The organism is Actinoplanes sp. NPDC089786, assembly GCF_040684855.1.
In the GTDB taxonomy this organism is placed as follows: Bacteria; Actinomycetota; Actinomycetes; order Mycobacteriales; family Micromonosporaceae; genus Actinoplanes.
Genome location: NZ_JBFBGU010000014.1, coordinates 133,075 through 148,492, shown reverse-complemented (window position 1 = coordinate 148,492; position 15,418 = coordinate 133,075). Strand labels below are relative to the sequence as shown.

The window sequence follows — 15,418 nt, the reverse complement described above, 5'->3', positions numbered from 1 at the left end:
CAGCCCGTCACACATGTTCTTGCTCTGCGCACCTATACGCGTCACCGCGTCACACTTGTTCTTGCTCTGCGCACCTATATGCGTCACGTACACGCAACCACGAGCCGGGTGGTGAGGCACCATCCGGGGTGCCGGTTCTTGATCACGGGCGGCGCCCGGCGCGCTTGACGACGCGGATCACCGGCGCGGTCTGCACCTCGCCGATCAGCGGCAGCGCGCCCAGGTCCTCGGTCAGGTAGCGGTAGAGGTCGTGGTCGTCCCGGAGGACGGCCGAGACCAGCAGGTTGGTCGGCCCGGTGGTGGCCGCGCAGAACACGACCTCCGGATGCGCGGCGATCGCGGCGCCGGTCCGGGCCAGATGTCCGGGCGGCACGCTGGCCCAGATGCGCACCTCGGTGGGCCGGCCCAGCGCGGCCGCGTTGACGTCGAGGTCGAAGCGGAGCAAGCCGGCCGCACGGAGCGCGTGGACGCGGCGGGCCACCGTCGACTCGGACCAGCCGGTCGCCGCGGCCAGCACGGGGTAGGGCGCACGGCCGTCGACCGCGAGGGCTTCCACCAGGGGACGGTCCGCGTCGGTGAGATGCGTGCCGGCGACATCCTCGTAGGCCGGGCGGAGAGCGGCGATCTGGTCGGCGGTGAGCGGCCCGGCGCCTTCGAAGCCGTGCCGGGCGGTGCTGAACACGTGGAGCACGCCGTGCGCGGTGACCGAGACGACCGGGCCGGTGCGCGGCAGCCGCTGGAGGATCAGTTCGTCACGGGCGCTCGCGGACCAGGCCCGCAGGCCGGCGCTGATCTCGGTCCCGCCGGAGAGCAGGACCACCCACCGGGTGTCGTCGCGCCGGGCCAGCGCCTCGGCCACCGGGGCCGCCGACCCGGGCCGGCACCGCATGCGGATCACCTGCTCGGATCCGCCCAGGCGGCGCGGATCCACCTCACCCACGAGCGCGATCACGCCCATCTCGCGCAGCCGGGCGTAGCGGCGGGCGACCGTGCGGTCGGAGACCCCGAGCACCTCGCCGATCCGGGCGAAGGGCGCCCGCCCGTCCAGGTGCAGCGCGTGCATCAGGCTCCGGTCGAGGTCGTCGGATTCCATCAGCATGTCGTCGATCATGCCGGATTCGTGCGTCGAGGCCGCTACTAGCGCCGATACACCGCATCCGTGGCGACGATGCCGTCATGAAGGCTGTGCGATTCGCCCGCTACGGCGGGCCGGAAGTGCTGGAGATCGCCGAGGTCGCCGAGCCGCACGCGGGCGCGGGCGAGATCCGGATCGCGGTGCGGGCCGCGGGCGTGAACGGGCTGGAATGGAAGGTCCGGCAGGGCCTGCTCCGGGAGGTCCGTCCGCTGCGGCTGCCGGCCGGGGTCGGCGGTGACGCCGCGGGCATCGTCGACGAGTTGGGCGCCGGGGTGGCCGGCGTCGAGGTGGGCGACGCGGTGTTCGGCTCGGGCCGGGACACGTACGCCGAACACGCCGTGCTCACCTCCTGGGCGCACGCGCCGCGCGGGGTGACGCTGGTGGAAGCGGCCGGCTTCGCCACGCCGTTCGAGACCGCCCTGCGCGTCCTGGACGACGCCCGGGTCCGGGCCGGGCAGACCGTCGTGGTCAACGGGGCCAGTGGCGGCGTCGGGTCGGCGGCCGTCCAGTTCGCCGTCGAGCGCGGCGCCACCGTCATCGGGGTGGCCGGCCCGGCCGGCCGCGACTATCTGGCCGCCCTCGGCGCCGTGCCCACCACGTACGGTCCGGGCCTGGTCGACCGGGTGCGGGCGCTCGCCCCGGCCGGGGTCGACGCCGCCGTGGACATCGCCGGTTCGGGCGTCATCCCCGAGCTGATCCGGCTGACCGGCGACCCGGCCGCCGTGGTGTCCATCGCCGACTTCAGCGCCCCCGGCCACGGCGCCTCGGTCTCCACCGGCTTCGGCCGCGACCGGACCCCGGCCCTGCGCGAGGGCGCCCGCCTGGTCGCGGCCGGCCGGCTCACCCTGCCCGTCACCCGCACCTTCCCGATGGACCGGGCCGGGGACGCTCAGGCCGCCTCGGCCACCGGCCACACCCGTGGCCGGATCATCGTCACCCTGGGAGAGCCCCGATGACCGTCACGCTGATCAACTGCTTCGCCGTCGAGCCGGCCGCCGAGGACGAGTTCCTGCGGGCCTGGCGCGACACGATCGGCCACTTCGCCACGGCGCCGGGTTTCGTCCAGGCCAGGCTGCACCGCAACACCGGCCTGAACGACACCACGTTCCAGTACGTCAACGTCGCGCTGTGGGCGGACGTCGAGTCCTACCGCGCGGTGTTCCGGGACTTCACCCCGGCCGGGCAGCGGGTCGCGGGGGTGACGGCCCGGCCCGGCCTGTTCGAGGTTGTGGTCGAGGTCGGGCCTCAGAGCTCGCGCTCGTAGGCGGCCCAGGCGATGTGCGACTCGTGCAGCGTCACCTGGAGGCCGGCCAGGCCCGAGGCGCCGGCTCCGAGCGCGCCCTCGGCGATCGCGGTCGCCAGCCGGTCGGCGATCACCTTGGCCAGGAACTCGGTCGACGTGTTGATCCCCCGGAAGTCGGCCTCGTCGTCGAGGTTGCGGTAGCTGAGCTTCCCGCAGATGGCGTGCAGCTGCTCGCCGGCCAGGCCGATGTCGACGACGATGTTGTCCGCGTCCAGCTCGGGGCGCCGGAACGTGGCGTCCACGATGAAGGTGGCGCCGTGCAGCTTCTGCGCGGGCCCGAAGACGTCGCCGGAGAAACTGTGCGCGACCATGATGTGGTCGCGGACGGTGATGCTGAACAAGCTCTTACTCCCCTTCGTAGTTGACGATGTGACACAGCGTGGGCAACGACCCGTCGGTCAGCCGCGGCAGCACGTCCGGCAGCTCGGCGAAGGCGCAGTCGCCCGTGATCAACGCGTCGAACCGGTCGTCCTTCAGCAGATCAAGGGCAAGAGCGAGGCGTTCCGCGTACGTACGACGCCGGCCCGGCGGGATGCCGCCGACCTGGCTCGACTTCACGGTCAGCCGGCGCGAGTGGAAGAACTCGCCCAGCGGCACGGTCACCGGGCGGTCGCCGTACCAGGAGAGCTCGACGACGGTGGCGTCCGGGGCGAGCAGTTCGAGCGAGCGGGTCAGCCCGGCCGAGGTGGCACTGGCGTGGATCACCACGTCGCAGTCGCCCGCGGCCTCGGCCGGTGTCGCGAAGCCCACCCCCAGCCTCTCGGCCACGGCGGCCCGGGACTCGTCCACGTCGACCAACTGCACCCGGGCGCCGGGCAACCCGGCCAGCACCCCGGCCACCGAGCAGCCGACCATGCCGCCGCCGACCACCGCGATCCGGTCGCCGATCAGCGGCGCCGCGTCCCAGACGGCGTTCACCGCGGTCTCGACCGTTCCGGCGAGCACGGCCCGGGCGGGCGGCACGCCGTCGGGCACTACCGTGACCGCGGCGGCCGGCACCACGTACCTCGTCTGATGGGGGTAGAGGCAGAACACGGTGCGGCCCTCGAGCGGGCCGGTCTCGGCCACGCCGACGTTGAGGTAGCCGTACTTGACCGGGCCCGGGAAGTCGCCCACCTGATGGGGCGCGCGCATCACGTCGTGCTGGTTCGGGGGCACGCCGCCGGCGAAGACCAGGGTCTCGGTGCCGCGGCTCACGCCGGAGTGCAGCGTACGCACCAGAATTTCGTCATCCGACGGATCACTCAGGTCTTCGGTGCGTATCTCGCCCCGTCCCGGGAAAGCCAACCAGAAGGCGCGTGCGCCGTCCGACATAGAAGGACTCCTAGACAGGCTGAACCGAATGCGGCTCGGCGAGCGTATTCGGGTTAGACAGCGGCAACACTACGCGGCAACCGATCTTGCCACCCGGGAGGCACGGTGACATCCAGTACCCAGTCGGCTACGTCCAGCAGTCGTGGACCGGCGCTCGGCCTGCTCGTCCAGGCCGGTCTGCTGATCGCGCTGGGGGCGACCGTGGGCCTCTCGACCGGCGGACTCGCGGCCGGCGCCGCGTACGGAATCGTGCTCTGCGCCCTGCTCGCGCTCGGCCTGCGCCGCGCCGGACTCACCAGGCTCGGCCCCGCGAACCTGGTCACCTTCGCCCGTGCGCTGATGGTCGGCGGGGTGACCGCGCTGGTCGTGACCTCGTTCACCCGGCCCATCCACATGGTGGCGCTGGTCACCCTGGTCGGCGTGGCGCTCGCGCTCGACGGCGTCGACGGCCAGGTGGCCCGGCGGACCGGCAGCTCGACGACGCTCGGCGCCCGCTTCGACATGGAGATCGACGCGTTCCTGATCCTGGTGCTCAGCGTCTTCGTGGCCGGCACGTTCGGCTGGTGGACGGTGGCGATCGGCGCGTTCCGCTACGTCTTCGTGGCCGCCTCCTGGCCGGCGCCGTGGCTGACCGCCCCGCTGCCGCCGAAGTTCTCCCGCAAGGTGGTCGCCGCCACCCAGGGTGTGGTGCTGGTCGTGGCGACGGCGCACATCCTCCCGTACCCGATCGCCTTTGCCGGTCTGGCCGTCGCGCTGATCTCGCTGACCTGGTCGTTCGGTCGCGACATCGGCTATCTGTGGCGCGCCGAGCAGCTGCGCCGGTCGGCCGCCGCCCGCACCGAGCTGCCGATCGTCGCGCGTCACCGCCGCGTCCTCCGCGAGCCCGCCCCGGTCGGCTGAAAGTCGTAGTCGCCCCCGCACACGTCCTGCCCGCGGGCCGATGTGCGGGCCGCACCCCGGCCGACATGCTCCCACCATGACCTCCGCACCTCACCAGGCAGAGCAGCTCGACTCCACGGCGCCGCTGGCGCACACCGACGTGATCGTCCTGGACTACCTCGCCGCGCTCTGGGCGGAGAGCGAGGACCTGGCGCCCGGCCTGCGGGACGAGCTGATGACCACGGTCGCCGACTACATCGCGATGCGGCGTACGTCGGTGTCCGACCCGCTCGCCGACCCCGCCCAGATCGTCGGCCGGCTCGGTCCACCGGAAGCCCTGGTCGGCGCCGTACGCCGCGGCCGCATGCCCGCCCACCTGCGCCTGCCCCTGGCCCCGCCGCCACTCCCGTACCGCCGCCCGGAGCCCCCCGTCGCTCCCGTCCCCGACCGCACCGCCGCCGACGGCGCCGCGATCGGCCTCCTGATGGGCGGCGGCTTCGTCCTGCCGGTGGTGGCCCCCATCGCCGGCATGGTCCTCGCCTCGATGTCCCCGCGCTGGACATCGGCCCAGAAACTGGCCGCCTGGACCCTGGTGATGGGCTCGCTGATGACCGGCTTCGTGCTGTCGCTGGTCGTCCTGGCCTCGGCCAACAGCGAGGGGCTGGCCCTGTTCGTCGCCTACTCGACGGCGGTGACCGGCTCGATGATCGCGGGCATCACCCTGATCCCCGGCCTGAGCCGCAAGAACGGCTAGAGAGCCCCGAATACCGTCAGGTTCTGCCCCTGCTTCGAGCAGTGGTAGGCCGGCACGGCATCGGCCGCCCGGAGACCGTCAGGGCCTACCACTGCGGGGTGCGTGGCGGCAGCGAGGGCGAGTGGGCAGCGTGGGCGCCTGGCCGCCGAGGGCGGGCGCTGGCGGCAAGGGGCGGGCGCTACCGGATGGTGATCGGGTTGACGATGTCGGCGGTCAGGGTGAGCAGCGTGAAGGCGCCGCCGATGAGGATGACCACGTAGGTCAGCGGCATCAGCTTGAAGAAGTCGACGCGGCCCGGGTCGGGGCGGCCCAGCCGCGCGGCGGCCCAGGAGCGGGCCCGCTCGAACCAGGCGATGGCGATGTGCCCGCCGTCGAGCGGCAGCAGCGGCAGCAGGTTGAAGAAGCCCATGAACACGTTCAGCCCGATGAAGATCATCAACACCGTCGACCAGAGGCCGAGCGAGGCCGCCTCCCCGCCGATCAGGCTGACCCCGACCACGCTGATCGGGGTGTTCGGGTCACGTTCGGCGCCGGTGATCGAGCGCCAGAGCGCGGGGACCTTCGACGGGATGCGTTTGGCCGACTCGTAGGTCTGGCCGACCATCCAGCCGGAGTAGGTCACGGTCGCCCCGACCGCGCCGGCCGGGCCGTAGGTCACCTCGCGCGGGGCGGAGATGTGCAGGCCGACGCCCAGGGCGGCCACCGTGGCGACCGGGCCGGCCGGGTTGTCCAGCGGCGGGCGTTGGACCGCGCTCAGGTCGGCCCGCACCACGGCGGGCTGCCCGTCCCGGGTGTAGGCCACCTCGGCCGGGCCGGGTCTGGTCTGCCGGACGACCCGCAGCATGTCGGCGTAGGTGGCGATCGGCACCCCGTTGACGGCGGTGAGCACGTCACCGGTGCGCAGCCCGGCCGTCCTGGCCGGCGCCACCGGGTCGGCGGGGGTGCAGGCCCGGGCGGCGTCCGGCGTGACACAGTCGCCGATCGTGATCGCGGCCGGCTGGGCGGCCAGGTCGGCCTCACTCTGTGGATAGTCGAGGTTGGGCACACCGACGTACGCGGCGGCGAACCAGAGCGTGACGATGGCCAGCGCGAACTGCACCATCACACCGGAGACCATGACCACGGTGCGCTTCCACACCGGGAACCGCCACATGGCCCGGTGCTGGTCGGCCGGGTCGACGTCGTCGTCGTGCGGGGTCATCCCGACGATCTTGCAGAAGCCGCCGAGCGGGATGGCCTTGAGGCCGTACTCGGTTCCGCCGCGGCGCCAGGAGAAGATCGTCGGCCCGTACCCCACGAAGTATTGGGTGACCCGCATCCCGAAGCGCTTCGCGCTGAGCAGGTGTCCCGCCTCGTGCAGGCTGACCGAGACCAGGATGGCCAGCGCGAAGGCCGCCGTGAACAACACCCGCATCATCACAGCGCCGAAGGGTAGCGGATGCCCGCCGCCTCCCCGGTACAGGTGGGAGGCGGCGGACCAGCGAAGGGGTCAGTGCCAGTTCAGGTCGATCTGGTGCTCGACGGTGCGGTAGCCGGCTCGGGCGAAGGCGGCCGCCATCGGGGTGTTGGCGACGTCGGTCGCGGCCCGGATGCGGGGCGCGTTCTCGGCCGCGAGCAGGCTGGTGCCGGCGGCCAGGAGGTCGTTGACGTAGCCGTGGCCGCGGTGGGCCGGTACGACGCCGATGTAGGCGATGACATGGTTGTACCCGTTGTGGGCGGGGATGACGAAGCCGACCGGCTCGCCGTCCGGCGTGGTGCCGACCCGCCACCACGAATGCGGGCTGGCGTAGCGCTCCAGTTCCTCGTGGTACTGCTGCCGGGCCGACTCGGCGGCGGTCATCCGGGTCAGTTCGTGCCGGCTGTGCGCGTCGAGCGAGCCGTCGACCACGAGCGTCATCAGCTCGATCAGTTCGTCGGGGTCGCGCGGCTCGCGGAAGGTGAGCCGGCCGGTCGGCGCGGGCGGGGGTGTGCCGGGGCGCCATTCCAGCCGCAGGCGTTCGACGAACAGCTTCGCGCCGGTGCTCTCCAGCACGCCCAGCCAGGCGTGCGGGTGGGTACGCCAGTCCGGCGGGACGAAGCGCAGGTATTCGGGATGGGTCGCCCCGGCCGGCGTGACCGCGGGCAGGGCGGCGTCGAGCAGGCGCACGGCGTCGGCCGGGTCGCCGGCCAGGTCGAAGATGTCCATCAGGAGCGGGTGGTCGTCGCCGGGGCGGGACCACCAGCCGGCCCGGGCCACGACGCGGTCGTCGCGCAGGGCGAGCCACAGCCATGAGGGCTTGCGGCGGCCGGCGTCGAGGTCGGTCGCGATCTGGTCGTTGAGGACGTAGGGCAGGCGGTTGAACAGGTCTAGCTCATCGGGCCCGGTGATCGGGCGCAGGATGAGAGTCAAGGCGTTCTCCGTTCGGAGGGCGCCCCGTCCCGGAGGACGTGAGCGCTGCAAGTGCTGCGTACATGGCTCTGTCCTCCTTTCTTTGTTAGGTCCGGCCACCCGTTCTACCAGAGCGAGCGGGTGGCCGGAACTCGATTACGACGGGCCGGGATCCTGGGTGCCGCGGGCGGCCCGGGAGGCGGCGTCGGCGGCCGTGCTGGCCCAGTTGCGGGCCCGGCCGGCCTGGCTGCCGGCCCACTCGCCGAACTCGGCGGCGCCGCCGCTGACCCGGCGGGCCAGGTGCACCAGCGGGTCGGGGGAGGTGTTGAACGCCTCGCGGTAGTGGGACGCGGCGGCGCGGACGTCGCCGGTGATCGAGGCGTTGCCGTCGCCGTCGCGGCGCGGGTAGTCGCCGCCGATGATGGCCGCGTACTCGCCGGACTCGACCCAGCGGGCCAGTTCGCCGGCCCGGGAGACCGGGACGGGGTGGCTGGCGTACAGCGTCATGCCGATCTTGAGGACGCTGTCCCGGAGGTCGCCGCCGCCGCGGTAGTCGTTCGCCTGCTCGAGGAAGGCGGTGGTGTCGATCTGGGACAGGTCGCCGCCACCGGCCAGCTTCATCAGCACCCGGGTGGAGGCGGCCGGGTCCTGGCCGGCGAGCAGGCCGGCCCGGTCGGCGGAGAGCTCGGCCTTGCGCCACCACTCGTACATGGCGGCGATGATGGCCCGCAGCGCGATCGCCCCGATCGGGAGCCAGCTGACGTTGGCCGCCCACTTGGTCAGGATCATCAGGATCGTCTTGTAGACGGCGTGGCCGGAGCGGACGTGGCCGATCTCGTGCCCGAGCATGGCCCGGAGCTCGTCGTCGTCCAGCTTCTCCACCGCGGCCGTGCTGATCACGATGAACGGCTTGTCCATGCCGATCGCCTCGCCGCTGATCATCGGGTTCTGCCCGACGTACAACTCGGGCAGCTCGGCGACGTCCAGGGTGGTCGCCGCCTCGGTGAAGACCCGGTACACCCGCGGGTACTGCCGGTGGTCCACGCGGATCGCGTTGGCCAGGTACGACAGGCGGAACGCCCGTTCGTTCCACATGCCGAAGAACGCCTTCACCACGTCGTCGAAGCCGCGCAGCTCGCGCAGGGCGGTCAGCGCCCCGCGATCGGCCGGGTGCTCCCAGGCGCGTGAGCTGATCCCGGTCAGGGTCACCCGCGGCCGGGCCGGCCGGTTGTCGTCATCGATGGTCATCTAGGTCCCTCCGAAAGGGCGTGCATGAGTGTGGCCGAGCCTCGGCCATCGGGGGCGGTGGGCACATCGGCTCGGAGCCGGACTTTTCGGGTTCACGCCCTGCGACTTTCGGCCGACCCGGAAGGCAAGTGGTGCCTATACGCGCTCAGAGCAGGGGGGCCGATCGGAAATCAGCCGTTGACATTCGTAACACCGTGGAGACAGGATCTGACTACGAAGTCAGAGACGGGCGTCACGAGGGGGCGGTCATGACGAAGCGCCGTCCGGCGGGAACCGATGTGGCCAGCCGCGCCGGCGTCTCGCAGAAGACGGTGTCCCGGGTGATGAACGGCGAGCCGTACGTCAAGGAAGAGGTCCGCCTCCGGGTCCTGCAGGCCGCGCAGGAGCTGGGCTACCGGCGCAACAACGCGGCCCGCACGCTGACCTCGGGCCGCACCCGGCGGATCGGCGTGGTGTCGCTCGGCAGCCCGCTCTACGGTCCCGCGTCCACCCTGATCGAGCTCGAGCGCGGGGCCCGCAGCACCGGCTATTCGCTGAGCGTCGTCACCACCTTCGAGGGTGATCCGGCCGGCGTGGCCGGCGCGATCGAGTCGCTGCTGGGCGAGGGGGTCGACGGCATCGTCCTGTCCGAGCCGATCGACGAGGGCGAGAGCGTGCGGGTGGATGCCGACCTGCCGGTGCTCAGCCTGGGCAACTTTCCGGGACTGACCGGCCCGGGTGTGGTGTTCAGCGGCGCGGACGGCGCGGAGGCCGGCCGGGTCGCCACCCGCCACCTGCTCGACCTGGGCCACGAGACGGTGCATCACGTGGCCGGGCCGCAGCGCTGGTGGGCGGCGCGGGACCGGCTCGCGGGCTGGCAGCAGGCGCTCCAGAAGAAGCCGCCGGAATGGATCGAAGGCGACTGGTCACCGAAGTCCGGCTACGCGGCCGGGCTGCGGCTGGCGGAAGACCCCGGCGTCACGGCCGTGTTCGTGGCCAACGACGACATGGCGATCGGCCTGCTCGCCGCGATGCGGGAGGCCGGTCGGGACGTGCCCGGCGATGTCAGCGTCGTCGGGGTGGACGACATACCGAGCGCGGCGTACCAGTCGCCGCCCCTCACCACCGTCCGGCAGGACTTCGTCACGATGGTCCGCCACGGCCTCGATCGCCTGTTACGGCAGATCGAGGCGCCCGGCAGCGCCACGCCGGGCCCCCCGGAGCCGCTGCACCTGGTGGTGCGCCGCTCCACCGCTCGTCCCCGCTGAGAAAAGCACAAGCAGAAGCGAAGAGGAGCCCCTCCGATGCGCGATATAAAACGATTCAAAACGATCGCTGCCGTCCTTGCCGTTGTGCTGACCCTGTCGGCGTGCAGTGGCGGTGACGACGACGCGGGTGGTGGCAAGGCCGCGGCGCCGGCCGGTCAGGCCGACATCGACAAGGCCATGCAGACGCCGACCGAGCTCACCTTCTGGTCCTGGGTGCCCAACATCCAGAAGGAGGTGGACATGTTCACCGCGAAGTACCCGGCGATCAAGGTGAAGCTGGTCAACGCCGGTCAGGGCGAGCCGCAGTACACCAAGCTGCGTACCGCGTTGAAGGCCGGCACCGGCGCGCCGGACGTCGCGCAGATCGAGTTCCAGTACATCCCGACCTTCTCGCTCACCAAGAGCCTGGTCGACCTGCGGCCGTACGGCGCCGAGGCGCTGAAGGACAAGTTCGTCGACTGGACCTGGTCGCAGGTCTCCGGCGCGAACGGTGAGGTGTGGGCGTACCCGCAGGACACCGGGCCGATGGGTCTGCTCTACCGGCAGGACCTCTTCGACAAGTACGGCATCGAGGTGCCGAAGACCTGGGACGAGTTCGCCGCGGCCTCGCGCAAGCTGCACGCCGCCGACCCGAACGTCTACCTCACCAACCTGGCGCCGAACCAGAACGGCGTCTGGATGGGTCTGCTCTGGCAGGCCGGCGTCAAGCCGTTCGCCAACACCGGTCCGGACTCGGTCGGGGTGAAGCTCAACGACGAGCCGTCCAAGAAGCTCGGCGCCTACTGGGGTGGCCTGATCAAGGAGGGCGTCGTCTCCACCGACCCCGACTTCACCGACCCGTGGTACCAGGCGCTGAACCGCGGCAAGTACGCCGCCTGGATCGCCGCCGCCTGGGGACCGACGTTCCTGAGCGGCAGCGCCAAGTCGACCACCGGCAAGTGGCGGGCCGCGCCGCTGCCGCAGTGGGACGCGGGCAAGCCGGCCTCCGGCAACTGGGGTGGCTCGACGAGCGCGGTGGTGACCGGCACCAAGAACCCGATCGCGGCGGCCAAGTTCGCCGAGTACATCAACACCGACCCGGCGGTCACCAAGCGGTTCGCCACCGAGCAGTTCCTCTTCCCGGCCACCAAGGCGCTGCTGACCGACCCGGAGTTCACCGGGCAGAAGCCGGAGTTCTACGGCGGTCAGACCGTCAACCAGGTGTTCAGCGACATCAGCGGCACCGTGGACACCCAGTTCCAGTGGCCGCCCTTCCTGGACCAGGTGGGCAACGACTGGGACGAGACGGTCGGCAAGTCGTTCGCCGACAAGAGTGACACCGGCGCCGCGCTCGACCAGTGGCAGACCCGGGTGACCGACTACGCCAAGAACCAGGGCTTCAAAGTCCAATGAGACGAGCGAACGCCGGCTACCTGTTCGTGCTGCCGTTCATGGTCGTCTTCCTGGCGATGCTCGTGCTCCCGTTGCTCTACGCGGCGTACCTGAGCCTGTTCCGCGAACAGCTCATCGGGGGCACGGTCTTCGCCGGGCTGGACAACTACACCCGGGCGCTCACCGACGACCGGCTGGTCGGCGGTGTGCTCCGGGTGGTCCGGTTCTTCTTGTTCCAGGTGCCGATCATGTTGCTGCTGTCGCTGGTCGCCGCGCTGGCCGTCGACAGTGGACTGCTGCGCTTCGCGAAGGTGTTCCGGCTCGGGATCTTCGTCCCGTACGCCGTGCCCGCGGTGGTCGCCACGCTGATGTGGGGCTACCTCTACGGCCCGGACTTCGGACCCTTCGCGCAGCTGGCCGACGGGCTCGGCCTGCCGCCGCCCGGGTTCCTCACCGACGCCCACATGCTCGGCTCGATGGCCAACATCGTGACCTGGGAGTTCGTGGGCTACAACATGATCATTCTGTACGCCGCCCTGCGCGGCATCCCACCCGATCTCTACGAGGCGGCGGCGGTGGACGGGGCCGGCGCGTGGCGGATCGCCTGGAGCATCAAGATCCCGGCGCTCCGCCCGGCCCTGCTGCTCTGCCTGATCTTCTCGGTGATCGGCAGCTTCCAGCTCTTCGCCGAGCCGAACCTGCTCCAGCGACTGGCCCCGAACGTGATCGACAGCGCGTACACCCCCAACCTGTACGCGTACACGCTGGCCTTCACCGGCCAGGAGGTGAACTACGCGGCCGCGGTCTCGTTCCTCCTGGGCCTGGTCATCGTCATCGCGTCGTCCCTGGTCCTGCTGGCCACCCGCCGGAGGTCGGCATGACGAGACGCAGCAACCTGCTGACCATCGGCATGCTGGCGCTGCTGGTCTACTTCCTGCTGCCGCTGTTCTGGCTCCTGGTCGCCTCGACCAAGTCCACCGGCGACCTGTTCAGCAGCTTCGGCCTGTGGTTCTCGGGCAGCTTCCACCTGTTCCAGAACATCGGCGGCGTCTTCACCTACGGCGACGGCGTCTACGGCCGATGGCTGCTCAACACGCTGTTCTACTCGGTGGTCAGCGCCGGCGGCGCGGCGTTCCTCTGCGCGCTCGGCGGGTACGGCTTCGCGAAGTACCGGTTCCGTGGCAACAACACGCTGTTCGGGGTCGTGCTGGCCGCCGTGATGGTGCCGACCACCGCGCTGGCCATTCCGACCTACCTGCTGTTCAGCAAGTTCGACCTGGTCAACACGCCCTGGGCGATCATCCTGCCGTCGCTGGTCAGCCCGTTCGGGCTTTACCTGATGAGGGTCTACGCCCAGGACGCCATCGACGACAGCATGATCGAGGCGGGCCGGATCGACGGCGCCTCCGAGTTCGGCATCTTCTTCAAGATCGTGCTGCGTTCGCTGGCACCGGGGATCGTCACCGTGCTGCTCTTCACGCTGGTCGCGACCTGGAACAACTACTTCCTGCCGCTGATCATGCTGAGCGACCCCGACCTCTATCCGATCACCGTGGGCCTGGCCGCCTGGTCGTCGCAGACCGCGGGCGGCGGAGGTTCCACCGGTGAGCTGGTCGCCTTGGTGGTGACCGGTTCGATGCTCTCGATCGTGCCCCTGATCGCCGCGTTCCTGCTGCTCCAGCGCTATTGGCAGTCGGGCCTCTCGGCCGGAGGAGTCAAAGGATGACCTTGCCCCATCGGGTGCTGTTCGGTGCCGCCTACTACCACGAATATCAGCCGTACGACCGCCTGAAGACCGACCTGGACATGATGGCCGAGGCCGGTTTCACCGTGATCCGGGTCGGCGAGTCGGTGTGGTCGACCTGGGAGCCGGAGAACGGCCGGTTCGACCTGGACTGGCTGCAACCGGTCCTGGACGGCGCCCACGAGCGGGGGATCGCGGTCATCCTCGGCACCCCGACCTACGCCGTGCCGCCCTGGCTGGCCCGCCTGTACCCGGAGATCGCGGGGGAGCGGGCCACCGGGGAACGGATCCCGTGGGGCGCCCGGCAGGAGGTCGACTTCACCCACCCGGCCTTCCGCTTCCACGCCGACCGGGTGATCCGCAAGATCATGCGGAGGTACGCCGGTCACCCGGCCGTGATCGGCTTCCAGGTCGACAACGAGCCGGGCAACGAGCTGCTGCACAACCACGGCGTCTTCCAGCGCTTCACCGACCAGCTGAGGCACCGGTACGGCGACGTCGAGTCGCTGAACCGCGCCTGGGGCCTGGTCTACTGGTCGCACCGCCTGGCCACCTGGGCCGACCTGTGGACGCCGGACGGCAACGTCCAGCCGCAGTACCACCTGGCCTGGCGGCGGTTCCAGGCCGAGCAGACCACCGAGTTCATCGCGTGGCAGGCCGGGATCGTCCGGGAGTACGCCCGCCCCGAGCAGTTCGTCACCACCTGCGTCTCGTACGAGCGCCCGGCCGTCGACGACGCCGAGGTCAACCTGGCCCTGGACGTCGCCGCGGGCAACCCGTACTACGCCATGCAGGACGGGCTGGCCCACCCGGGCGACGACGACCAGCCGCAGTACTGGACCAGCTCCGGCACCTGGGCGCTGTACCTGTCGGGCGACCGGATGTACTCGTCCAAACAGGCGCCGTACCTGGTCACCGAGACCAACGCGCAGTCGATCGGCTTCCCCTGGAACAACCGGCCGGCGTACGACGGGCAATGGCGCCAGGCGGCGTGGGCGCTGATCTCCCGGGGCGCCACGATGATCGAGTACTGGCACTGGCACACGCTGCACTTCGGCGCCGAGACGTACTGGGGCGGCGTGCTGCCGCACTCCGGGCGCCCCGGCCGCACGTACCGGGAGCTGGCCCGGCTGGGCGGTGAGCTGGCGACCGCCGGTGAGCTGGTGACCGGGCTGACCCCGGACGCCGACGTGGCGATGATCTGGTCGTCCGACAGCAAGTGGCTGATGCAGCGCTTCCCGCCGCTGGCCCGGGGCGGCGACGAACCGGACGAACGCGCGTACCACGGCCTGTTCGACCCGTTCTACCGCGGCGCGTTCGACGCCGGGGTCCCGGTGCGCATCCTGCACTCCGGGCACCTGGACGGGCCGGGTGACGCCGCCCGGCGCTACCCGGTGCTGGTGGCGAGCGGGCTCTACATCGCCGACGACATCGCGCTGGCCTGGCTGCTGGCCTACGCCGACGCCGGCGGCCACCTGGTCCTCGGGCCGCGCACCGGCTACGCCGACGAGGAGGCGCGGGCGCGGGCCGAATCGGCGCCGGCGGTCGTCGGGGGACCGGCCGGGGTCCGCTACGACGAGTTCAGCAACCTCAGCGAGCCGGTGCCGGTCGTGGCGACCGGCGGCGGCCTGGACCTGCCGCCCGGCGCGACGGCCACCCGCTGGGCCGACGGGCTGGAGGTGGACGGCGCCGAGGTGCTGGCCCGGTACGAGCACCCGCACTTCGGCCGCTGGCCGGCGATCACCACCCGGGCGCACGGCCGCGGGCGGATCACCGTGGTCGGCACGGTGCCCGGCCCGGCGCTGGCCGCGGCGCTGTTCCGATGGCTGGTGCCCGCCGGCGAGCAGGGCTGGCGGGACGCGCCGGCGAGCGTGACGGTCTCCGGCGCCACCGCCCGGGACGGCCGCCGCGTCCGGTTCGTGCACAACTGGTCGTGGGATCCCGTCGCGTACCGGCCGCCCGTTCCCGTCACCGACGTCCTGACCGGCCGGGACGTCGACGGCGACCTCGACCTCGGCCCCTGGGACGTCCGGGTTCTGGTGGAACGCTGAATCC

The 15,418-nt window shown here is 71.4% G+C and carries 15 protein-coding genes; 9 read left to right on the top strand and 6 right to left on the bottom strand.

Annotated elements, in window-relative coordinates; genetic code table 11:
• Positions 1-142: 142 nt before the first annotated feature.
• Positions 143-1,099, bottom strand: coding sequence for an Lrp/AsnC family transcriptional regulator (locus tag AB0O15_RS31620; RefSeq protein ID WP_364325937.1), 957 nt, complete (start codon positions 1,097-1,099; stop codon positions 143-145).
• 77 nt (positions 1,100-1,176) lie between these two features.
• On the opposite strand from AB0O15_RS31620, the gene AB0O15_RS31615 reads away from it, so the two are divergent.
• The gene (locus AB0O15_RS31615) at positions 1,177-2,091 is read left to right on the top strand and encodes an NADP-dependent oxidoreductase (RefSeq protein ID WP_364325934.1); all 915 of its coding nucleotides are present in this window, start codon (positions 1,177-1,179) and stop codon (positions 2,089-2,091) included.
• A complete protein-coding gene (locus tag AB0O15_RS31610) occupies positions 2,088-2,399 on the top strand; it encodes an antibiotic biosynthesis monooxygenase family protein (RefSeq protein ID WP_364325931.1) in 312 nt (103 codons plus the stop codon). Before AB0O15_RS31615 ends, AB0O15_RS31610 begins: the two co-directional genes overlap by 4 nt.
• Here AB0O15_RS31610 and AB0O15_RS31605 read toward each other — a convergent pair.
• Both AB0O15_RS31605 and AB0O15_RS31600 read right to left on the bottom strand, forming a co-directional pair.
• A complete protein-coding gene (locus AB0O15_RS31605) occupies positions 2,381-2,779 on the bottom strand; it encodes a 6-carboxytetrahydropterin synthase (protein ID WP_364325928.1) in 399 nt (132 codons plus the stop codon). The genes AB0O15_RS31610 and AB0O15_RS31605 overlap by 19 nt on opposite strands.
• Before the next feature lie 4 nt (positions 2,780-2,783).
• Positions 2,784-3,752: a zinc-binding alcohol dehydrogenase gene (locus AB0O15_RS31600; RefSeq protein ID WP_364325925.1), complete on the bottom strand. Its 969-nt coding sequence runs from the start codon at positions 3,750-3,752 to the stop codon at positions 2,784-2,786.
• Between the two features lie 105 nt (positions 3,753-3,857).
• On the opposite strand from AB0O15_RS31600, the gene AB0O15_RS31595 reads away from it, so the two are divergent.
• Entirely contained in the window at positions 3,858-4,652 is a 795-nt protein-coding gene (locus AB0O15_RS31595; RefSeq protein ID WP_364325922.1) for a CDP-alcohol phosphatidyltransferase family protein, read from the top strand.
• 76 nt (positions 4,653-4,728) lie between these two features.
• Positions 4,729-5,385 carry a hypothetical protein gene (locus tag AB0O15_RS31590; protein ID WP_364325920.1) on the top strand — a complete coding sequence of 219 codons (657 nt, stop codon included), beginning with the start codon at positions 4,729-4,731 and terminating at the stop codon, positions 5,383-5,385.
• Between the two features lie 178 nt (positions 5,386-5,563).
• Here AB0O15_RS31590 and AB0O15_RS31585 read toward each other — a convergent pair whose 3' ends face one another.
• From AB0O15_RS31585 to AB0O15_RS31575, 3 genes are all read right to left on the bottom strand, one after another.
• On the bottom strand, positions 5,564-6,802 hold the full coding sequence (locus AB0O15_RS31585; protein WP_364326181.1) for a site-2 protease family protein: 1,239 nt from the start codon (positions 6,800-6,802) through the stop codon (positions 5,564-5,566).
• Between the two features lie 72 nt (positions 6,803-6,874).
• On the bottom strand, positions 6,875-7,774 hold the full coding sequence (locus AB0O15_RS31580; protein WP_364325917.1) for a GNAT family N-acetyltransferase: 900 nt from the start codon (positions 7,772-7,774) through the stop codon (positions 6,875-6,877).
• Between the two features lie 135 nt (positions 7,775-7,909).
• Entirely contained in the window at positions 7,910-9,001 is a 1,092-nt protein-coding gene (locus AB0O15_RS31575; RefSeq protein ID WP_364325914.1) for a M48 family metallopeptidase, read from the bottom strand.
• Positions 9,002-9,249: 248 nt separating this feature from the next.
• Between AB0O15_RS31575 and AB0O15_RS31570 the strand changes: the two genes are divergently transcribed.
• From AB0O15_RS31570 to AB0O15_RS31550, 5 genes are all read left to right on the top strand, one after another.
• Positions 9,250-10,248 carry a LacI family DNA-binding transcriptional regulator gene (locus AB0O15_RS31570; protein ID WP_364325911.1) on the top strand — a complete coding sequence of 333 codons (999 nt, stop codon included), beginning with the start codon at positions 9,250-9,252 and terminating at the stop codon, positions 10,246-10,248.
• A gap of 84 nt (positions 10,249-10,332) precedes the next feature.
• Positions 10,333-11,640: an extracellular solute-binding protein gene (locus AB0O15_RS31565; RefSeq protein WP_364325908.1), complete on the top strand. Its 1,308-nt coding sequence runs from the start codon at positions 10,333-10,335 to the stop codon at positions 11,638-11,640.
• On the top strand, positions 11,637-12,500 hold the full coding sequence (locus AB0O15_RS31560) for a sugar ABC transporter permease (protein WP_364325905.1): 864 nt from the start codon (positions 11,637-11,639) through the stop codon (positions 12,498-12,500). The genes AB0O15_RS31565 and AB0O15_RS31560 overlap by 4 nt, the downstream gene beginning before the upstream one ends.
• A complete protein-coding gene (locus tag AB0O15_RS31555) occupies positions 12,497-13,345 on the top strand; it encodes a carbohydrate ABC transporter permease (protein ID WP_364325902.1) in 849 nt (282 codons plus the stop codon). The genes AB0O15_RS31560 and AB0O15_RS31555 overlap by 4 nt, the downstream gene beginning before the upstream one ends.
• On the top strand, positions 13,342-15,414 hold the full coding sequence (locus AB0O15_RS31550) for a beta-galactosidase (RefSeq protein WP_364325899.1): 2,073 nt from the start codon (positions 13,342-13,344) through the stop codon (positions 15,412-15,414). Before AB0O15_RS31555 ends, AB0O15_RS31550 begins: the two co-directional genes overlap by 4 nt.
• Positions 15,415-15,418: the final 4 nt, after the last annotated feature.